At 62.7% G+C, this 21,134-nt stretch carries 17 protein-coding genes; 7 read left to right on the forward strand and 10 right to left on the reverse strand.

Translation table 11 applies throughout. From position 1 onward, the window contains the following. Entirely contained in the window at window positions 1-1,326 is a 1,326-nt protein-coding gene (locus tag QM685_RS15090; RefSeq protein WP_415117163.1) for a type II toxin-antitoxin system HipA family toxin, read from the forward strand. Between the two features lie 192 nt (window positions 1,327-1,518). Here QM685_RS15090 and QM685_RS15095 read toward each other — a convergent pair whose 3' ends face one another. Then, complete coding sequence (locus QM685_RS15095) at window positions 1,519-2,196, reverse strand: FadR/GntR family transcriptional regulator (protein WP_415117164.1); 678 nt, start codon at window positions 2,194-2,196, stop codon at window positions 1,519-1,521. Window positions 2,197-2,415: 219 nt separating this feature from the next. Between QM685_RS15095 and QM685_RS15100 the strand changes: the two genes are divergently transcribed. Genes QM685_RS15100 through QM685_RS15115 form a run of 4 tightly spaced genes read left to right on the forward strand, consistent with a single transcriptional unit; the run spans window position 2,416 to window position 7,513 of the window. Continuing rightward, on the forward strand, window positions 2,416-4,200 hold the full coding sequence (locus QM685_RS15100; RefSeq protein WP_415117165.1) for a gamma-glutamyltransferase family protein: 1,785 nt from the start codon (window positions 2,416-2,418) through the stop codon (window positions 4,198-4,200). A 32-nt stretch (window positions 4,201-4,232) separates the two neighbouring features. Next, a complete protein-coding gene (locus QM685_RS15105) occupies window positions 4,233-5,651 on the forward strand; it encodes an MFS transporter (protein WP_415117166.1) in 1,419 nt (472 codons plus the stop codon). 27 nt (window positions 5,652-5,678) lie between these two features. Next, a complete protein-coding gene (locus QM685_RS15110; RefSeq protein WP_415117167.1) occupies window positions 5,679-6,242 on the forward strand; it encodes a GAF domain-containing protein in 564 nt (187 codons plus the stop codon). Further along, window positions 6,239-7,513 (forward strand): MFS transporter, encoded by a 1,275-nt coding sequence (locus tag QM685_RS15115; RefSeq protein ID WP_415117168.1) that lies wholly within the window; start codon window positions 6,239-6,241, stop codon window positions 7,511-7,513. The genes QM685_RS15110 and QM685_RS15115 overlap by 4 nt, the downstream gene beginning before the upstream one ends. 17 nt (window positions 7,514-7,530) lie before the next feature. On the opposite strand, the gene QM685_RS15120 is transcribed toward QM685_RS15115, so the two are convergent. The 8 genes from QM685_RS15120 to QM685_RS15155 all read right to left on the reverse strand — a co-directional run bounded on the left by QM685_RS15120 (window position 7,531) and on the right by QM685_RS15155 (window position 15,988). Next, window positions 7,531-7,866 (reverse strand): RcnB family protein, encoded by a 336-nt coding sequence (locus tag QM685_RS15120; protein WP_415117169.1) that lies wholly within the window; start codon window positions 7,864-7,866, stop codon window positions 7,531-7,533. A 238-nt stretch (window positions 7,867-8,104) separates the two neighbouring features. Continuing rightward, window positions 8,105-9,604: a Na+/H+ antiporter NhaC family protein gene (locus QM685_RS15125; protein WP_415117170.1), complete on the reverse strand. Its 1,500-nt coding sequence runs from the start codon at window positions 9,602-9,604 to the stop codon at window positions 8,105-8,107. A gap of 166 nt (window positions 9,605-9,770) precedes the next feature. Next, a complete protein-coding gene (gene arcA, locus QM685_RS15130; protein ID WP_415117171.1) occupies window positions 9,771-11,030 on the reverse strand; it encodes an arginine deiminase in 1,260 nt (419 codons plus the stop codon). A 49-nt stretch (window positions 11,031-11,079) separates the two neighbouring features. Further along, on the reverse strand, window positions 11,080-12,501 hold the full coding sequence (locus QM685_RS15135) for a basic amino acid/polyamine antiporter (RefSeq protein WP_415117172.1): 1,422 nt from the start codon (window positions 12,499-12,501) through the stop codon (window positions 11,080-11,082). A 929-nt stretch (window positions 12,502-13,430) separates the two neighbouring features. Next, the gene (locus QM685_RS15140; RefSeq protein ID WP_415117173.1) at window positions 13,431-14,753 is read right to left on the reverse strand and encodes an ATP-binding protein; all 1,323 of its coding nucleotides are present in this window, start codon (window positions 14,751-14,753) and stop codon (window positions 13,431-13,433) included. Beyond that, window positions 14,750-15,490, reverse strand: coding sequence for a response regulator (locus tag QM685_RS15145; protein WP_415117174.1), 741 nt, complete (start codon window positions 15,488-15,490; stop codon window positions 14,750-14,752). The genes QM685_RS15140 and QM685_RS15145 overlap by 4 nt, the downstream gene beginning before the upstream one ends. Window positions 15,491-15,497: 7 nt before the next feature. Further along, window positions 15,498-15,620 (reverse strand): hypothetical protein, encoded by a 123-nt coding sequence (locus tag QM685_RS15150; RefSeq protein WP_415117175.1) that lies wholly within the window; start codon window positions 15,618-15,620, stop codon window positions 15,498-15,500. Further along, entirely contained in the window at window positions 15,617-15,988 is a 372-nt protein-coding gene (locus QM685_RS15155) for a GFA family protein (protein ID WP_415117176.1), read from the reverse strand. The genes QM685_RS15150 and QM685_RS15155 overlap by 4 nt, the downstream gene beginning before the upstream one ends. A 556-nt stretch (window positions 15,989-16,544) precedes the next feature. On the opposite strand from QM685_RS15155, the gene QM685_RS15160 reads away from it, so the two are divergent. After that, window positions 16,545-17,588 (forward strand): patatin-like phospholipase family protein, encoded by a 1,044-nt coding sequence (locus QM685_RS15160; RefSeq protein WP_415117177.1) that lies wholly within the window; start codon window positions 16,545-16,547, stop codon window positions 17,586-17,588. 2 nt (window positions 17,589-17,590) lie between these two features. Continuing rightward, a complete protein-coding gene (locus QM685_RS15165) occupies window positions 17,591-19,087 on the forward strand; it encodes a GntP family permease (RefSeq protein ID WP_415117178.1) in 1,497 nt (498 codons plus the stop codon). Between the two features lie 22 nt (window positions 19,088-19,109). Here the strand turns inward: QM685_RS15165 and QM685_RS15170 are convergent, their stop codons facing one another. Further along, window positions 19,110-20,513: a replication initiation protein gene (locus QM685_RS15170; protein WP_415117281.1), complete on the reverse strand. Its 1,404-nt coding sequence runs from the start codon at window positions 20,511-20,513 to the stop codon at window positions 19,110-19,112. Window positions 20,514-21,134 lie beyond the last annotated feature (621 nt).

The following is a 21,134-nucleotide window of genomic DNA, read 5'->3' on the forward strand; positions in this document are numbered from 1 at the left end:
ATGGCGCGCGGCATCCCGAACCGCCTCAACCTGTGGATGAACGGCCTGCCCGTCGGCTATTGGGAAACGACGCGCGGCGGCGAACGGCTCACCTATCTGGACGAATGGATCGACGATCCGCAAGGGCGTCCGCTCTCGCTATCGCTGCCCTTTACGCCCGGCAATCAGCCGTATCGCGGTCAGATCGTCGCGGACTATTTCGACAACCTGCTGCCCGACAGCGAACCGATCCGGCGCCGCATCGCCGCGCGCTACCGAACCGGCGGCACCGCGCCTTTTGCCCTGCTCGCCGCGCTCGGACGCGACTGCGTCGGGGCCTTGCAGATGCTGCCGCCCGACGAAGAACCCGTCGACCTCACCCGCATCGACGGACGCGAACTCAGTGAATCCGAAATTGCCGCGCTGCTGCGCGGCACGACATCGGCGGCGCCGCTCGGGCAGCACGACCCGCTGGAAGACCTGCGCCTGTCGATTGCCGGCGCACAGGAAAAAACCGCGCTGCTGCGCGATCGCAACCGCTGGCTGCTGCCCGAAGGCAGCACGCCGACCACGCATATCTTCAAGCTGCCACTCGGGCTCGTCGGCAACATGCGCGCCGACATGCGTACGTCGGTGGAAAACGAATGGCTCTGCTCGCAGATCGTCGCGGCTTACGGGCTATCTGTCGCCCGCTGCGAAATCGCACGCTTCGACGATCAGAAGGTGTTGATCGTCGAACGATTCGACCGCCGACTTTCCAGCGATGCGACGTGGATCGTGCGGCTGCCGCAGGAAGACATGTGTCAGGCAACCGGCACGTCGGCGCTGCGCAAATACGAGTCCGACGGCGGACCGGGAATCGAGGTGATCATGCAGGTGCTCGCCGGGTCCGCTCGCGCGGCGGCGGATCGGCGCAACTTCTTCACGACGCAGATGATTTTCTGGCTGCTCGCCGCGACCGACGGCCATGCGAAGAACTTCAGCATCGCGCACCTGCCGGGCAACCGTTACGAGGCCACGCCGCTTTACGACGTGCTGTCCGCTCACCCGATCATCGGCACGGGCGCCGGCCGTTTGCCCGCGCAAAAAGTGAAACTGGCGATGGCGGTGCGCGGCAGGAACGTCCATTACCTGCTGGAGCAGATCCAGCGGCGGCACTGGATTGCCGAAGGACAACGTGTCGGGTTTTCCGCCGCGGACGTCGACGCGATGATCGCCGGGTTGACCGCGCGGACGGAAACGGTGATCGATACGGTGTCGTCGCAATTGCCCGGCGACTTTCCGATGGACGTGGCCGACGCGGTGTTCAACGGCATGCGCCGGTTGAACAGAAAACTGGCGCGATAGCGGCGAATGAACAACGCGCGATCGGTAGATACACCGCGTAACGAAAAAGATCCGCTTCGTTATCCACGCCTAATTTACGCATCGCGCTTCTTTTCTGCGCGCTGATGGTCTGCCTGGTGCGGCGCCAGTACGACCGGATGATCGTCGGCGAGAATGATCCTGATTTTCATGAAATGTCGGAATTCGAATTCTTCAAGCGTGGCGCGCCGCCAACCCGTCCGCTTTGGCCGACGCGCGCCATTGAACACTCAGCAGATGCTCGCGCATGCACCGCGCCGCCGCTTCCGCATCGCGCGCCTTCAACGCGTCGACGATGGCCTGGTGCTGCTGCGCGAAAAACTGCCGTGTTTCCTGCGCGGCGGTTTTCTCGCGAACCTCCGGCTTCACACGCATGCCGTTGATGACCTCCATCAATGCGATGAGCGCGGGATTGCGCGTCGCCTGTCCAATCAGCAAGTGAAACCGATGGTCCCATTGCTGCCATTCGTCGTCGTTTTTTGCGGCGGCGTTCTTGCGCGCGCACTTCTCCAGTTCCTGCAGATCGTCGCCGCTCGCCTTCGTCGCCGCAAGCGCCGCGAGCGCCGGCTCGAACAGCAGACGCATCTCGGCGATATCCGCGGGACTGGTTCCCGCGCGCAAGCCCCGCAGCGACGGCGCGAACTTCAGCGGCCGCGCGCCCAGATAGGTGCCGCGGCCGACGCCGCGCCACACGCGGCCCGATGCCTCCAGGGAAGCCAGCGCCGAGCGTAGCTCCCGGCGGCTTACGCCCAGTTCTTCGGCGAGCTTTCGCTCAGGCGGCAGCGCGTCGCCATCCTTCAGTCGATGCGCGCCGACGTAGTCGAGCAGCGCGTCCAGGACCGGTTTTTCCATGTCTATCCACCGAACCAATTTGTATTGGTTTGAACGATACCAGAAACACGGCGACCGGACACGCGCTCACCGAATCATTTTTGATCCGCTATACTGCGCCAGAAATTTCGGGTTAACACCGGGTGCAACCCGGCTGCGTTGGCCTTACGCTTTTATTTTCATCAATCGAACCATTTCTTATTGGTTCAGTTATTCGCCAGCCATCGCAAGGAGCCGCGCATGTCGTTTACAACCCGTCCGGAGCTGATCGGCACATTCGGCATGGTGGCCTCCACGCACTGGCTGGCCAGCGCGTCGGCAATGGCCGTCCTCGAAAAGGGCGGCAATGCGTTCGATGCCGCCGCTGCCGCCGGTTTCGTGCTGCAGATCGTCGAGCCGCATCTGAACGGTCCGGGCGGCGAGCTGCCGGTCGTGTTCTACAGCGCGCGCGAAGACCGGGTACGGGTGCTGTGCGGACAAGGCGTGACGCCCGCGACCATGACGATCGAGCGCATGCGCAAGATGGGCCTCGAAGTCGTGCCGGGCACGGGCCTGCTGCCCGCAGTCGTGCCGGGCGCGTTCGGCGCATGGATGGCGATGCTGCGCGACTACGGCCAGTTGCCGCTCGACGACGTACTCAGCTATGCGATCGGCTACGCGGAAAACGGCTATCCGGTGCTGCCGCGCATGGCGTCGTCGATCCTCGCGATCCAGGATTTCTTCCGCACCGAATGGACGACCTCCGCCGAACAATGGCTGCGCAATGGCGAGGCGCCGATGCCGAACCAGTTGTTCGCCAATCCCGCGATCGCCGAAACCTACAGGCGCATCCTGCGCGAAGCGAACACCCGCAGCGACCGCGCCGAGCAGTGCGAACGCGCGCGCGACGTGTTTTATCGTGGCTTCGTCGCCGACGCGATCGATCAATACTTCCGCTCGACCGCCGTGCTCGATACGTCCGGCCAGCGCAATCACGGCTTGCTCGATGCTGGCGATCTGGCGCGCTGGGAGCCCACCTACGAAGACCCGGTGTCGTACGACTACGCGGGCCTGCGAGTACATAAAACCGGTCCGTGGGGCCAGGGGCCGATGTTCCTGCAGCAGCTCGCGCTGCTGAAGGGCTTCGACCTCTCCGCAATGGATCCGCTCGGAGCGGATTTCGTGCACACGGTCATCGAATGCTCGAAGCTCGCGTTTGCCGATCGGGAAGTGTTCTACGGCGACCCCGCGTTTTCGCACGTGCCAATGGACGTGCTGCTCGGCGACGCGTACAACAACGAGCGCCGCCGGCTCATCGATCCGCATCACGCATCGTTCGAATTCCGTCCCGGTCTGCTCGGCGACAGCGCACAGCGCGCCGCGCGCATCGTCGCGAATGCCGGCCGCGAACAGGCGGGCGGCTTCGGCCAGGGCGAGCCGACGTTCGCGCCGTTGCCCGAACTGCGCGGCGACACCGTGCATCTCGACGTCGTCGACCGCTGGGGCAACATGGTGTCGGCCACGCCGTCCGGCGGCTGGCTGCAGGCATCGCCCGCGGTGCCCGGCCTCGGCTTCAACGTCACCACGCGCGCGCAGATGTTCTGGATGGAAGAAGGCCTGCCCTCGTCGCTCGGCCCCGGCCGCCGTCCTCGCACCACGCTCTCGCCCACGCTCGTCACGCGCGACGGCAAGCCGTATGCGGCCTTCGGCACGCCGGGCGGCGATCAGCAGGATCAATGGTCGCTGCAACTGTTTCTCAAGCACGTGCATGGCGGCATGAACTTCCAGGCCGCCGCCGATGCGCCTTCTTTCCAGACCGCGCACTTCCCCGGCTCGTTCTATCCGCGCGCGATGCAGCTCGGCAAAATGTCCGCCGAATCGCGCTTCCCGGACAGCACGCTCGCCGAATTGCGCGCGCGCGGCCACGACCTGAGCGTCGCCGAGCCGTGGGCGCTGGGGCGCGTCTGTGCGGTCGGCATCAGAAACGGCCTGCTGCGAGGCGCGGCCACGCCGCGGCAGATGCAGGCCTACGCCATCGGGCGATAACCGGGGCGCCATTTTCTTCAGGAGAAGTTGCCGTGTCCGCCGTCGCCGCCCGTCTTGAAAGACTGCCTCTGTCGAGCTTTCATCGCAGACTGCTGCTGATCGGCGGGCTGGGATACATGTTCGATGGACTCGATTCGTCGTCGCTCGCGTTCCTGCTGCCGGTGGTCAGCAAGCTGTGGCAGTTGACGAGCGCCGAAACCGGCCTCGTCGCGAGCAGTACCTATATCGGCTACTTCTTCGGCGCGTTCCTGTCGGGCGTGCTCGCCGACGTGATCGGCCGCCGCCGCATCATGATGAGCGCGCTCGCGATCTACTGCGTCGCGTCGCTCGCGAGCGCCACCGCGCAGGACTGGCATACGTTCTTTGCGCTGCGCGTGGTGGCCGGTTTCGGCTCGGGCGCGGAGACCGTGGTCATTGCGCCGTTTCTCGCCGAATTCGTGCCACGGCGCTATCGCGGCATCTTCTGTGGCGCGCTGGTCGGCTTCATGTCGTTCGGCTATCTGACCTCGTCGATTCTCGGCTTCGCGGTGGTGCGCAACTTCGCCGATGGCTGGCGCTATCTGGCGGTCATCACGTCGCTGCCGGTCGTGATGCTGCTGTGGTGGCGCAGAACGCTGCCCGAATCGCCGCGCTGGCTCGAAAGCCAGAGCCGCGCGGCCGAAGCGGACAGCATCGTCGGCAACATCGAGGCGTGGTTCGCCGGCAAGGGCATTGCGCTCGCGCCCGTCAGCGCGGTGAGCGCCGTTCCCGCGTCGACTGTAGCGCCGGCCGGCGGCAGCGCATCGCGCAACGTGCTCGCGCTGTGGTCGCCACGGCTCGCGCGCACCACCGCGGTCAGTTGGCTGATGTGGTTCTCGGTCGCGTTCGCGTACTACTCGTTCTTCTCGTGGATTCCGAGCCTGCTCGTCAAGGAAGGCCTCACGATGACGAAAAGCTTCGGCTATTCGATCGCGATTTACGGCGCGCAGATTCCCGGCTACTTCTCGGCGGCATGGCTCAATGAAAAGATCGGCCGCAAAGCGGTGGTCGCGTCGTACATGACGCTCGGCGGAATCGCGGCGATCACGCTCGCGTTCTCACACACCGGCATTCAGATCATGGCCGCGGGCATCGCGTTGTCGTTCTTCATGAACGGCGCATTCGCCGGGGTCTATGCGTACACGCCGGAAGTCTTTCCGACCACGGTCCGTACGACCGGCACCGGGTCGTCGTCATCGTTCGGCCGCATCGGTTCGGTGAGCGCGCCGATTCTGGTCGGCCTCGTTTATCCGGTGCTCGGCTTTCTCGGCGTATTCGCGATGACCACGACGGTGCTGCTGATCGGCGCCTGCGTAGTGTTCTTCCTCGGCATCGAGACGCGCAACCGTTCGCTCGAAGACATCGAAGCGAGCGAGCTCGAACCGGCTCACAAGGTTGCGGGCCAGCTCGATTCCACTCACATGCATGGCTGAACGCGCCACGCTTTTTCACACTCTTCCATGCAAACGATGCAAGGCACACCGACCGGGCCCGCGATGCCCGACACGCAGGCGCTGGACATTGCAGATCTGGAACGTCTCGCGATGGCGATCCGCCTGAACGACCAGCCACGGGAGATCTTCCACGCGGTGCACGCGGTGGCGGCGCAAACGATAGGCTTCAGCCTGCTCACGATCATGTCCTACGATGCGCGGCGTCATGAAGTGGAGCGCGTCTATACGAACATGCCGGACGTTTATCCGCTCGGCGGCCGCAAGAAGAAGCACGGCACCGCGTGGGCAAAGCGGATCCTGCAGGATCTCGAGCCGTTTCGCGCCGCAACCCCGCAAGGCATTCGCGACGCGTTCGACGATCACGCGGTGATGACCGGCATGGGCCTCGGCTCGATACTGAACATCCCGATCGCCTACGACGGCGTGTGCATCGGCACGATGAACCTGACACACAAGGAAGGCTGGTACACCAGCCGCCACGAAAGCATGGGCCTTCTGATCGGCGCCTTCCTGGCTCCCGCTCTTCTCAAGCTGAATATGCCATTCTCCGCCGGCGCCGCTCATTCATGAAAACACAACCCGAGCTTCGAGATTATCCGGCCGCGACTCGAACCACCGCGGCGCAGGGCCGCTGGCTGCTCGTCTTCGCGCTCGGCTATCTCGCGCTGATCGCCGACGGCGCGGACGTGATGATGTACGGCCTCACGCTGTCGCGCATCAAGGACGAATTCGGGCTCACCAATGTCGAAGCCGGCGCGCTCGGCAGTCTGACCCTGCTCGGCATGGCGATCGGCGGCATTGCCGGCGGCTGGGCCAGCGACCGCCTCGGCCGCGTGCGCGTCGTCGCGTGGGCGCTCGCGCTGTTCTCGCTCGGCGCGGGGATGCTCGGGTTCTCGCACAGCTTCCTGGAATTCGCGGTCGTTCGCTTTATCAGTTCGCTGGGGATCGGCTGCATGGTGCTCGTCACGACGCTCGTCGCCGAATACGTGCCCACCGGGCGGCGCTCGCTGATTCTCGGCATGCTGCAGACCGGCATCTCGGCGGGCTATATCGTCGTGATCGCGCTCAGCAACTGGATCCTGCCGCAGTACGGCTGGCGCACGCTGTACTACGTGTCGGCCGTGCCGGTGCTGCTCGCGTTCGCGATCAAATTCGCGGTGCCCGAACCGGCTTCGTGGCTCGCCAGCCGCGCCGCCACCCGCCTGAGCGAGAGCGGAAGCCATCGCAAGACGAAGCTCATCGACAACCGCTACGCGCGGATCTTCCGCGACCGGCAGGCGCGCACGATGTTCATCCTCTGGACTTTCGCGTCGATCTTCGTGCTCTCCGGTTTCTACGGACTGAACAACTGGCTGCCCACATACCTCGAAAAGGAATTGCACATCAAGTTCAGTTCGCTGACCGGCTACATGATCGGCACCTACGTGGTCGCGTTCATCGGCAAGATCTTCGCCGGCTGGCTCGGCGACCGCTGGAGCCGGCGCGGCGTCTATGTGCTCGGTTGCGTGGGCGCGTCGCTGTTTCTGCCGGTGATCATCTTCTGGCACACGCGCGAAAACATTTCCACGCTGATGCTGATCTTCGGCTTTCTGTATGGCGTGCCGCTCGGCACGATCGGCACTTTCATGTCGGAGAGCTTCGCGACGTCCGTGCGCGGCACCGCGGTGGGCGGCTCCTATAACCTCGGCCGTTTCTGTTCGGGCGCCGCGCCGATCGTCATTGGATTCATCGCCACGCAGTTCTCGATCGGCCTCGGTTTTCTCGTGGTCGGCGCGGTGTTCTTCCTGAGCGGCGTGACCGCGCTGTTCGTTCCGGATCGTCTATACGACACGCAGCATTAAGCGCGCTGCATCAACGATCAGGGCGTGCCGCTGACGATATTCGAAATGGTCCAGTTGCTGGTCGACACGAGCACGTAGTCGCCATTGACCCCGAGCCATTTATCCCCGCGCGGCGGCGCATTGAGACCATGTCCACGCCAGTCGTCCATCATGAAATTGTAATGACGGTATTCGGCGGGAACACGCTGGCCTTTGTGCCAGTCGCGATGCGGAATGGATGGCATTTCCTGCTGGCGGCCCGGACCGGCCATCGGGCCGCCGCCGGCGTCCGGTGGCGGTCCCGCCGCAATCGCGAGCAGGGAAATGCCGGAAAAGGACAAGGCGACGAGCTGCGCAATGATGCGTTTGTTCATGGTCGAACCTCCCTGCGATGGAAGAAAAGTCAGGGTATTCACGTGAAGTGATCGTTCAACTGCTCGCAAATCAATTGACTCGACTTCATTGCAGCCGATTGCCGGTATATCGAATGCAATTCCTTAAATCGCCCTGAATAAAATGTAATTAGTCGGGCTGTTCTCGAAGTCGATAAAAGTATAGTAAAAAGATTTACTCTCAATGGAAGAAATCGCGCATTCCGCGCCTGGTCCAGTTTCATTCGTCCGGATGGGACGGCGCGGTTTCCGCGGAAACGGCTGCCGCGTCAGACACAGCGGCCCCAGCCGCAAGACGTGGCATCCGGATGCCCGCGTACGCAATCGCGATGGTCAGGAGCGGACTCACGAAGCAGAACACCGCATACGGCGCGTAAGCGAGCGTGGACACGCCGAGCGTCACCGCCATATAAGCGCCGCAACTGTTCCACGGAATCAGTGCGCCGGTTGGCGTACCCGTATCGCCGACGGCCCGCGACAGCACCACGGGTTCGAATCCGCGTCGTGCAAAGGCAGTCTTGAACATGCGCGCGGGCAGCACGACCGCGATGTACTGATCTGCGGTGACAATATTGGTAGCGACGATCGCCGCCACTAGCGAGGCAACCAACGCACCGGCGCTCTTCGCCTTTTCGATAACCGGCGCAATCACCCGCTCGAGCACGCCGCATTTTTCGACCACGCCACCGAATGCGAGCGCGGTAATGATCAGCCAGATCGTATTCAACATGCTTTCCATGCCGCCGCGCGTCACCAGTATGTCGAGCTGCGCATTGCCGGTCGATGCCTTGTAGCCGCTCGCGAGCGCGAGCCACACGCCCTTGATGAGCGCAAGCCACTGCGGCACGCCCGGCTTCGCCGCCGCAAACGCGATTACGCGTTCAGGCGCCACGCATACCGCGAGTAAGCCGCCCGCGAGCGCGCCGAGAAAGATCGTGGTGAACGGCGGCATTTTGAGAACCGCCAGCACGACGACGACAATCAGCGGCAAAAAGAGCCACGGCGAAATATGGAACACGCCTCGCATCGCGTGGATCTCGGCGCTGGCATCGAAATCGCCAGGCCGACCGAGCAGATAGAACACGCCCAGCGCGACCGCCATCGAAACGATCGACGTCAAAAAAACTTCACGAAGATGCCGGTACAGTTCGACGCCGGCCGCCGCCGCGGCCAGATTGGCGGAATCGGACAACGGCGAGGACTTGTCGCCGAGATAGGCACCCGAGATGATCGCGCCGGCCGCTACCGCGGGACTCAGCCCCATGCCCTGCGCGATGCCCATGAGCCCGATGCCGATCGTGCCGACCACGGTCCATGAGCTGCCGATGCTCATCGACACGAAGCCGCAGATCGCGGCCGCCGTCACATAGAAATAGTTGGGACTGAGCAGTCTGAGGCCGTAATAGACCATGCCCACGAGTGTGCCGCTCAGCGCCCAGGTGCCGATCAGCGCACCGACCGCGAACAGGATGAAGATCGCGCCGATGCCGGTGCTGACACTCGCAACCGCCGCTTCGCCGAGCGAAGCCAGCGTATGTCCGCGGCGCCAGCCGACGAACACGGCGATCATCGTCGCGACAACGAGGCCCACCTGATTCGGGCCGCTCGCGCCGCCGTCGCCGAACAGGTAGTAGGACACTCCGACCAGCACGACGAGGCTGGCGACCGGAATGATCGCCTCGGTCAGCGTGACCGGCTGTGGTGATTCTGGCCTCTTCATTTGAGCTTGTCCCCGCACTGCCAGCTACCAGGCGACCACCAGGCACGGCGGCAACCTCGGCCTCGCTGTTGTCGTCCGGCAAAGTTCGGTGCCGCGATGAACGCGCCGCTACCCGCTCGCCACTTCAGCGAGCGGGCAGCGCCGTTCCGGTCATCAGTCGGATTGATTAATAGTCGACCGGATCGCGGATGATCGGGCAGGTCATGCAGTGACCGCCGCCACGTCCACGGCCCAGTTCGGCGCCGACGATCGTGATCACCTCGATGCCCTGCTTGCGCAGCAGCGTATTCGTGTACGTGTTGCGATCGTATGCATAGACCACGCCTGGCGACGCGCACACGAGATTCGCGCCGCTGTCCCATTGCGTGCGCTCACGCTGGTAGTCGCTGCCGCCCGCCTCGACCACACGCAGCTTCTTCAAGCCCAGCGCCTCGGCCACCACGTCGGTGAACGGTTTGTTTTCCGCATGCAGCTCGACGCCGCTCGGGTGGCTGCTCGGCCGATACGAGAAGGTACGCGTCTTCGCCATGAAGTCCGGCGCGACCAGCACGCAATCGCGGTCGGCGAACGTGAACACGGTGTCGAGGTGCATTGCCGCGCGAATCTTCGGCATCGCCGCGACGATCACGCGCTCGGCGGCCCCCTTCTGGAACAACGTGGCCGCCAGTTGGCTGATGGCCTGCCGCGACGTGCGTTCGCTCATGCCGATGAGCACGACGCCCTTGCCGATCGGCATCACGTCGCCGCCTTCCAGAGTCGCGAGGCCGTGGTCCTGGGTCGGGTCGCCCCACCACACGTTGACCTTGCCCGCGAAGTCCGGGTGGAACTTGTAGATCGCCGTGGTGAGGATCGTCTCTTCGTGCCGCGCCGGCCAGTACAGCGCGTTCAGCGTGACGCCGCCGTAGATCCAGCAGGTCGTGTCGCGCGTGTACAGCGTGTTCGGCAGCGGCGGCAGCAGGTATTCGGTACCGCCCGCGGCCTGCTTCGCTACTTCCAGTGCCTTGCCGCCATGCGCTTCCGGAAAGTCGTGAGTCGACAGGCCGCCAATCAGCGTTTCGGCGAGCTTGCGATTGTCGAGCCCTTCGAGGTAGCTTCTCAATTCGTCGATAAAGCCGAGCCCGACCTGATTCGGCACGACCTGGTTGTCGAGAATCCATTTCTTGCCTTCCGGCACCGCCACCGTTTCGGCGAGCAGGTTGTGCATTTCCACCACTTCGACGCCGCGGTCGCGCATCTTGGTGACGAAGTCGAAATGATCGCGCTTTGCGTTTTCGACCCATAGCACGTCGTCGAACAACAGTTCATCGCAATTGCTCGGGGTAAGACGCTGATGCGCGAGCCCCGGCGCGCACACCATCACCTTGCGCAATTGCCCGACTTCGGAATAGACACCCAAACCGCCCGCTTTCGCGTCTGTATTCGCCATGATGCTCTCCTGAATGTCAGTGTGACCAGCCGTGTTCAATCGAATGTCATCAGATCGTGATCATTCCGGTCGCGAGACCATAAATACCGACGATCGCGCCAATGGCAGTAACGATAAAGATGATCCAGTCGGATGCAATGAACACGCCCTTGTTCTGCTCGCGCCGTGCCCATACGTAGAGCGCCGTTCCGGGCGCGTACAACACCGCGGAAAGCAGGATGAATTTCAGGCCGCCTGCCCAGATCATGAAAATCGTATAGATCACGGCGATGGCCGCCATGATGAGATCGCGCCGGCGCTCTTCGGGACGCACGTCGTAACTCTCGCCGCGATTCGAAATCATGAATCCGTATGCCGCCACGAACAGATACGGAATCAACGACATCGCGCTGGTGAGATTGAGCATCAGCGCGAAGGCGTCGCGCGAGAAGTACGTGCTGATAACAAGTAGCTGCACCACGATGTTGGTCAGCCACAGCGCATTAGCCGGCACCTTGTTGGCATTTTCCCTTGCGAAGACGGACGGCATGTCCCTGGTCTTTGCCGCGGTGAACAACACTTCGGCGCAGATCAGCGACCAGGCGAGATAGGCGCCCAGCACTGAAACAAGCAGACCCACGCTGACGAAGATCGCCCCCCAGTGACCGACCACCGCTTCGAGCACCGCTGCCATCGAAGGCTGCCGCATACCCGCGACATCCGCGCGCTGCAGCACCGCATACGGCAGCATCGAGACCAGCACCATCAGCGCGGTCACGACGATGAAACCGAGGATCGTGGCCTGCCCGACGTGGGAGCGCTCTTTTGCATAGCGGGAATAGACGCTCGCCCCTTCGATCCCGATGAACACGAACACCGTGACCAGCATCGTGGCGCGCACCTGCTCGAAGATGCTGCCTTCGAGCCCGCCACCGTACAGGTTCGCCTGAAACAGGTCCATCCTGAAGCCGAAGATCAGGATCACGATGAACACGAGAATCGGAATGACCTTGGCCACCGTGACGATGCTGTTGATGAACGCCGCCTGCTGCACACCCTTCAGGATCATGAAGTGGAACAGCCAGATGCCGCACGACGCAACGATGATCGCCACCGCCGTATTGCCTTCGCCGAAGACCGGGAAAAATGCGCCGAGCGTCGACTTGATCAGTACCCAGTAAGAGACGTTACCGATACAGCTACCAATCCAGTAGCCGAATGCGGAGAGAAAGCCGGGGTAATCGCCGAAACCGGCTTTCGCGTACGCAAACACACCGGCGTCCAGTTCTGGCTTTCGCTCCGCCAGCGCCTGGAACACGCGCGCCAGCATATACATGCCGGTGCCGGCAATCAGCCACGCAATGATGGCGCCCAAAGGACCGGTGGCATTAGCGAAAGTTCGTGGCAGAGAAAAGATCCCGGCTCCGACCATACCGCCCACCACCATTCCGGTGAGCTGCATCTTCGACATTTTCTGTGGAGTGGACGCCATTCGGATTCCTTTTTTAGCTACCTTTTTAATGAGGGCATGTAATCAGATTCGAACGAAACGTGTCTCGCAGCCAATCGTGACCCGACCGGCCACATTACTCTGCAACTACCACGTAAAAAAGAATGGTCTGTCCGTTGGCGTTTGTCAATTGATCGTCAGAGCGAATAGCCTTCTTTTCTCGTCTTACGCACTATTAATTGACGCATACCCTGGTGTTTGAGTCACGCTTTGTGACAATTGGATCGTCAATGCTGCATTGCTCATTTTTCATTGCATTGAAGGTGTGAATTAATATTTCACAATACACAGCGTGCGTCATATGACGCGTGACGAATGCGTGCTGGATACTCGCGTCGATATGCTGTATTCACCCGGGATTGATCGAGCAGTGGTGCGACGTGTCATATGACCCATGTATCCGCTATCGGACGACACGGTATTCAGGACGACGCGCCGGCACCCGCCTTCATTGCGAAGCGTATTGGAATGGAATGTCCGCCGTGGATGCAATAGGCATCAATCGGGCTACCGCGTGCCGTCGCATGTCGAACTAGTTGCGTCGCATCGGCTCAGTGAAACTCATTAACGCAATCTGATTAAAAGTACTTTCCCCGGCTTTTTCCTCAAACCCAGGAACAGAGACACGACAAGATCCCTGTTTCACCGGCACGATCAATACGCGCAACACAGTGCCTCGCACAGCGCCTCAGATAGAAGAACATCGCGGCGCTTCACGTACATTGCGGCATTGCCGAAGGCATCGAAACCATCGAGGAAGAAGACTTTCCGGTTGCCGCGTGCTGTGATTGCGGCAATGGCTTTCTGTATTCGCCGGCGCTTGCGGCCAAACAGTTCGAAAGCGAGGTGCGGAATTTCGGGCCTGAATTCGTCTCCGCAGTGAAGGACGGGCCGTCATGACTCGCGCAATTTTATTCGCGCAATTTTCTCAACGTCAGCCGCGCTTCGAGACCACCATCCGTCCGGTTGTGCAGCGTGAGCGTCGCGTCCATCGCCAGCGCGAGTTGCCTCGCGATGGCGAGCCCCAAACCGGTGCCGCCCGTTTGACGGTTACGCGATCCTTCCAGCCGGTAGAACGGCTCGAACACCGTCTCCAGCGCTTCGGCCGGAATGCCCGGCCCGCGGTCGAGCACCGACACGGTTGCCTCGCCATCGTGCGACGCGCTGATGTCGATCCGCGCGGCGCCGCCGAACTTCAGCGCGTTATCGACCAGATTGCCGACGACGCGGCGCAACGCCTGCGGACGCAACATCAGCGACTGGCCGAAACGGCCATTCAACGACACATCCTGGCCGGCATCGACGTAATCGCAGACGAGGCTGTCGAACAGCGCATCGGGATCGATACGGCGCGGCACCTCGGTCGTGCCATGCATCGTGCGCGCGTAGGTCACGCCCTCCTTCACCAGCGCCTCCATCTCCTGCAGGTCCTGGCGCAGCTTCGCCGCCTCCGCTTCGTTGTCCATCGTGTCGACGCGCAGGCGCATGCGCGTGATCGGCGTTTGCAGATCGTGCGAGATCGCCGCGAGGATCTGCATGCGTTCGGTCATGTAAGTGGCGATCCGGTCCTGCATCGCGTTGAACGCGCGCGCGGCCCGCGCCACTTCGGAGGGGCCGGCTTCGGGCAGGCGCTCCGCCTTCAGATCGGGGCCCAACGTATCGGCCGCGAGCGCCAGCTGATTCAGCGGACGCGTCGCGAGCCGCACCGCGAGCCAGCAGCACGCGGCCAGCACGATCAGTTGCAGCGTCAATACGAGCGGCAGCCAGCGCGACAGCGGCGCGCCGGACATCGGACGCATGTCGATGGTCAGCGGCGTGCCGTCGCTCAGCTTCAGATGAACCTGCAGGCGCTCGCTGTCGCCGGGAACCGCATTCACGGTCAGCGGATAACGCGTGCCGATTCCATCGGCGACCGATTGCGCGACGCGCGCCGACAGGTTCGCGTCGACCGGCGCGCCCGGCACGCCCGGCCCGAGCACGAACTCGTAGCTGCGCCGCGCGAGACGCGGCAGCCATTGCGCGCGCTCGCCGGGCGGCAGATGATCGAGCAGCGCAACCGATGCGACGACCTCGCGCTCGATATAGCCCATCATCACGTTGGTCATCGTCTGGTCGCGCTCGGTCATCGTGAGCCAGAACGACAGCGTCTGCGCGAGCGCAAGCCCGACGAACAGAATGACCGCGAGCCGTGCGAACAGCGTGCGCGGCCAGTGCAGCCACGATGACCGGCTCATTGCGGGTCCCCGAGGGCCGTCACCGTCGCGGAAAAGACATAGCCTTCGCTGCGCAGCGTCTTGATGTAACGCGGCTCGCGCGCGCCATCCCGCAGCCGTTGACGCAACCGGCTCACCATCAGATCGATCGAGCGGTCGAACGGATCGGCCTGGCGGCCCTGCGTCAGGTTGAGCAACTGATCGCGCGTGAGCACCCGTTGCGGATGATCGAGAAACACGCGCAGCAGACGGTACTCGGCGCCGCTCAACGCGACCATCGTGCCGTCGGCGTCGAGCAGATGGCGCGCGGTGGTGTCGAGCCGCCATTCGCCGAAGCACAGCATCTGCGCCGATTCGCTCACCTGCATGCCGGGTGGCAGCATGCGCGCGCGGCGCAGCACCGAGCGGATCCGCGCGAGCAGCTCGCGCGCGGCGAACGGTTTGGACAGATAGTCGTCGGCGCCCATTTCGAGGCCGACGATGCGGTCGGCCTCCTCGTTGCGCGCGGTCAGCATCAGGACCGGCACTGTGCGGAACTTGCCGGCGCGCAGCTCGCGGCACAATTCCAGCCCGTCCTCGCCGGGCAGCATCAGGTCGAGCACGATCAGATCGGGCGCGCCGTTCTCGAGCGCGGCGCGCATCTGCCGTCCGTTGGCCGCGAGCGACACGCGTATGCCGTTCTTCTCGAGGTAGCCGGCGAGCAGTTCGCGAATGCCGCGATCGTCGTCGACGATCAGTATGTGGTCAGCGTGTTCCATCGACGGATTATCTGTTGCGGCGCTTGAGCCGCACGTCGCCCGCCTGGATCAGCGAGCATTGCAGCGGATGCGCGAGTTCGGCCGCGAGGCCGCCGGCGACGAACACCGCGATGGCGAAGAGGCGTCTCATGCGTCCTCCACCACCGACAGGCTCGCGCCGTCGGCCACCGCGGCTTCGAGCGCATAGGGATCGACACCTTCGAGGCACCCGATATTGACGCGCCACTGCAGCGGGTCCTTGCGGGTCTGATGAAATGGATAGATGCCGCAATGCTTGCAGAAGTAGTGCTTCGCGACCTTCGTATTGAACTGATAAAGCGTGAGCGAATCTTCGCCGCTCAGAATCTTCAGTTGGCCGGCGGGAAAGAGCGGCGTCATCAATGCGCCCTTGCGGCGGCACAGGCTGCAATTGCAACGGCCGGCGGGAACGATTTCGGTGCGAACTTCGAATCTGACAGCCCCGCAATGACAGGACCCTTGCAGCAATTCAGCGCTCATGATGCTCTCCGTGATTGAACGATGCCTGTTTTATAGCCTGGTTCATCAGTGGAATTATGTCGTAATGTATCCGGATGCCGGGACGATACATAACATTGCAATGATCCCTGCCCATGAGCGCGGAGCCGGGAGCGGAGATAAACACCGAAATAGGCATTTGACCGGCGATCGTATATGAACGGCGAATGCCGTTTCATTGCTCTATCAGCCTGACGAGCCCGCATTTCCTACAGCGTGTTTTTGACCTCGTCGTGACCGGCGCCCCCTATTCCGCGGTATTCGTGCGGCATGGCTTGGCACAATCGCAATGTGCCGGCAAGTGAACCATTATTTGTCACGCGCCGACAGTTCCGACGGATGCAAGTAGGGGGAATACGCTTGACTTTTATGCATCGGCCACTTTCAATACGAATGGTGCAGTGCGGCGTTTTGCATTTGAAACGCATTGTTTGTCCGCACATTCAGAAGTTCAAAACGTATTTAGTCAGTAGTTCATTCGTCCGCCGTTCATGCGGCGTCAGCTCGCGATCGGAGCACTCCTCACTACGGAGTCGTCTTGGCTGCAACGAAAAATCAGTCCGGCCAGCGCACCCCTGCCCGCATCGACCTCGCATTGCAGGGCGGCGGCTCGCATGGTGCTTTTACGTGGGGCGTCCTCGACCGTTTGCTGGAAGAGTCGTGGCTGCAAATCGAAGGGATCTCTGGTACGTCGGCCGGCGCGATGAATGCGGCCGTGATGGTGAGCGGCTATCAGGTCGATGGCGCGGCCGGCGCGCGCGCCGCGCTCGAAGCGTTCTGGCGACGCGTGTCGGAAGCCGCCGTCTACAGTCCGTTTCGCCGCAGCCCGTTCGACGTGCTGATGGGCCGCTGGACGCTCGACTATTCGCCGATGTTCATCGCGATGGATCTCGCCGCGCGCATGTTCTCGCCGTACGACCTGAATCCGCGCGGCGTCCATCCGCTGCAGAAGATCCTCGACGAATCGATCGACTTCGCCCATCTGCGCGACGCGCCGATCAAGCTCTTCATCACCGCGACGCGCGTGCGCACCGGTCAGGCGCGCGTGTTCCGCAATGCCGACCTGACCGCGGACGTGCTGCTCGCGTCGGGCTGTCTGCCAACGCTGTTCCAGGCGGTGCAGATCGACGACGAGGACTACTGGGACGGCGGCTACGCCGGCAATCCGACGATCACGCCGCTGGTGCGCGAATGCACGTCGAGCGACACGCTGCTGATTCAGGTGAATCCGATCGAGCGGGATGAAACGCCGCGCACCGCGCGTGACATCATCAGCCGCCTCAACGAAGTCGCCTTCAATGCGCCGCTCATAAAAGAACTGCGCATGATCGCGCTGCTGCGTCGCGCGGCGGACGCCGGCAGCGACGAAGGCCGTCACTGGGCGGAGATGCGCATTCACCGGATCGCGAGCGACGTGATGACGGAGCTGGGCTACTCGTCGAAGCTGAACGCCGAGTGGGCCTTCCTGACGATGCTGCGCGACGAGGGCCGGCGCGCCGCCGAAACCTTCCTCACCGAGCACGGCGACTCGATCGGCGTGCGCTCTTCACTAGATCTCGACGCGTTGCTCGACGGAGTCTGACCATGGACGTCACTATCCTGTCACCGCTCGCGGTGGGTCTCGGGCTCTTCGGCATGCTCGCGAGTCTCGCGTTCCTGATCGGCTTCGCGTATCGCGGCTGGACCGTGCTGCTGCTCGCGCCGTTTGCCGCGATGCTGGCCGCCGCCATTTCCGGCGAACCCGTTCTGGCTCATTGGACCCAGACCTTCATGATCAGCGCCGCGCGTTTTCTCGCGCAGTTCTTCCCGCTGTTCCTGCTCGGCGCGCTGTTCGGCAAGCTGATGGAAGACAGCGGCTCCGTGAAGGCGATCGCCGCCTATATGACGGAAAAGCTCGGCGCGCATCGGGCGATTCTCGCCGTGGTGATCGGCGGCGCGCTCGTCACCTATGGCGGCGTCAGTCTGTTCGTCGCGTTCTTCGTGATCGCGCCGATGGCAACCGCGCTGTTCCAGGCGGCCAACATTCCGCGCCGTCTGATGCCGGCCGCCATCGCGCTCGGCACGTCGACGTTCACGATGTCCGCGTTGCCCGGCACCCCCGCGATCCAGAACGCGATCCCGATGCCGTTCTTCGGCACCACGCCTTTTGCCGCGCCCGGGCTCGGCATCATCGCGAGTATCGTGATGGTCGGGTTCGGGCTCTGGTGGTTGTCGTTGCAACAGTCGCGCGCGAAGGCGGCTAACGAAGGCTTCGATGGTTTCGACACGGCAACGAAATCCGCGAAACCCGCGGCCAGCGCAAACCTCGTGCGCGAACGCGCGACTGTCTCGCAGAGCTTCGATCCGGAGGAAGTGCAGCGCGGGCACATCAGCGAAGATCTGCCTTCGTTCGGCGTAGCGATGACGCCGCTCGTGCTCGTCGTGCTCACGAACTTCGTGATGAACGTGATCGTGCTGCCGCGCATCGACGCCGACTATCTCGCGGACGTCCGCTGGGGCGAGACATCGCTCGCCGCCGTGGGCGGCGTGTGGGGGGTGTGCGTGGCGCTGACGGTGGCGATCGTCGCACTCGTGCTGCTCAACCGCCGTCGCTTGCCGGCGTTGCGCGAGACGATCGACGCGGGCGCGAATGCATCGGTGCTGCCGGTGCTGAGCGTCGGCAGCCTGGTCGGCTATGGCGCGGTGATCGCCGCGCTGCCCGCGTTCGCCATCGTGCGTGAATGGGTGCTCGGCATCGGCGGCGGCCCGCTGGTTTCGCTTGCGGTCGCAACCAATCTGCTCGCGGCGCTGACCGGCTCGGCATCCGGCGGCCTGACCATCGCGCTCGATGCGCTTGGCAGCACCTATCTGCAACTGGCCGCGCAATACGGCATCGACCCCGCGCTGCTGCATCGGGTTGCCGTGATCTCATCGGGCACGCTCGACAGCCTGCCGCACAACGGCGCGGTGGTGACACTGCTGGCGGTGTGCGGCTCGACGCATCGCGAGAGTTATCGCGACATCGTGATCGTCGGGATTCTCGGCGCGCTGCTCGCGCTGGTGGTCGTGATCGTGCTGGGGTCGATCGTCGGGTCGTTCTGACGCTGTTCCAACGCCATTCCATTCAGGCCGATGCGCGGGCCGCATTCATCCGGCCGAAAACGAACTGTCCCAGATACCAGACCAGCTCGGTATTCGCGAGGATCGCCTCTTCCGTTACCGTCGACGGCTCGAGCTTCATACGGCGCAGCATCAGCTTGCCTTCGCGCGAGGTCGTCCACGCATGCATCAGTTCCTTGCGTGTCTTCGCGTCGGCCGCGTTGAAATGGTCGCGTCCCTTGCGCGAATCCTCGTTCATGCGCGCGCGCACTTCTTCTTCGCGCGTGGCGATGCTGCGCGCCACCGTCGTTCTCGTTTCGACCTTGACCGCCTGTTCCTCGGCTTCGTCGGCCAGCAGCCTCGCCTGCACATCGACCATCGTCCGTTCGGCGTCGGACATCTTCCAGTTATCGCGCAGCGCGCGCATCAGATAGCCCGCGGGGCTCTTCTTGACCTGACCGCGTTTGATCCTGAAACGCGTGTACTCGACGGCCTGCTGGATGCGTTCGTCGGTCCACACGTCACGGTTTTCCGAGATCTCGCTGAACTGCTTGGTCGACAGCCCGAATTCGTCGGTGAGAATCTTGTACAGATGGCTCGCGTCCGCGAGGCTCGCGAGTACCGCGTCGGCGGTGTCCTTGCGCTTGAGCAGAAAGCGGATGCGGTCGATTTTCTTTGACGTCGTCGAGGCGGTCCGCGTCTCGTACGACAGCTCGACGTCCGATACGTCGTTGATCTCGCGAACCGCCGGCTCGAGCCAGTCACGTTTGAAGTATTTGAAAATGGCGGCGTTCGCGCCCATTTTGCCGGGCCAGTTGCGCATTTCCTCGAGCTGGATCCAGTCCGTGCGACCCGCGGGCACATGCGGCAGAACCTTATCGTAGATCGCGCGCGCGAGACTGCGCGTGAACGCGGTGGAAATGCGCAAACTCAGCCAGTGCGATTTCTGCGGATCGCGAATGTGAGGGACAAGCCGCGGATGGACGTCGAAACGCATCCGCCCGCGATGAAAACCCACCATACCGATGAGTTGAACCTGCACCCACAGGTCGTCTTCGTTCGGGTCGCGGTCCATCGGCGTATTGGTCACGCGGACTTTCGCGTTCTGCGCTTCGTCGGCAATGGTGCGCAGGTGCTTGAGATTGCGGCTGTCGTAGCGCATCAGCCACTTGAAGTAATTGAGCTCGACGTCGTACTGATCGCGCTGCTCGGGCTCCTGTGCAACGATGAAATACGCGGCGTCGAGAAAGCGCCGCGCCGGCAGCCCCATATTGACGATTTCGGTGAAGAAGTCGTTGCGCTGGTAGCCGATCTCCCGATTGGCTTCGTTGATGCGCAATCCCTGGTCGAACATGTCCTCGAACAGCGCGAGTGCCATCTGGCGCGACGTCGCCTTTGACCTGCCCTCTTCCGGATTGTCCGCCGCCATGTTCTTCATCCACTTTTTCGTTCACGGGACTCTAGCACGCGGTGGTGAGCTGTCAACACACAGAACCTCACCATCAAAAGTCCTGGCGACAACTGTGCGAATGCGACGCCGATTGCGCACATGGAACCTCACCGAAGACACAACCAACCTCACCTTCGGGCGTGCTCATTGCCAGGTAAATCGTTGTGCCACGACGCTTTCAGCCGGTTTTGCGCGTGCTGCACAACCTACCTCACCTTCCCGTTCCGGTATGTCGGCCATGCACACGGAATCTCACCTTGCTGGGGAATCAGCCTCACCTTCTTGCACAACCAACCGCACCTACATGCACATCCAACTTCACCTTTGACACAACTCACCTCACCTTTCGCATACCAAGTTGCTGAATTAACAGGAAATTGGAATTGGCTGTTGGTTTGTAGGTTTGTTCTCGTTTTAAAAAAACGAACCAACCCAGCTTTGCAAGATGAGCCATGAAAAAATGGCGCGATGCAGCCTGGTGAGGTTGATTGTGCAAACCAACGGCTGCGAGAGTGAAGGATTGATTGGACGGTGAGGTTGGTTGTGCTCGAGAACGGTATGCGAGAGCTGGTGAGTCGGTTCGCGATCTGTTTTCTCGTA

It is taken from the genome of Paraburkholderia sp. (genome assembly GCF_047605525.1).
Lineage (GTDB): Bacteria > Pseudomonadota > Gammaproteobacteria > Burkholderiales > Burkholderiaceae > Paraburkholderia.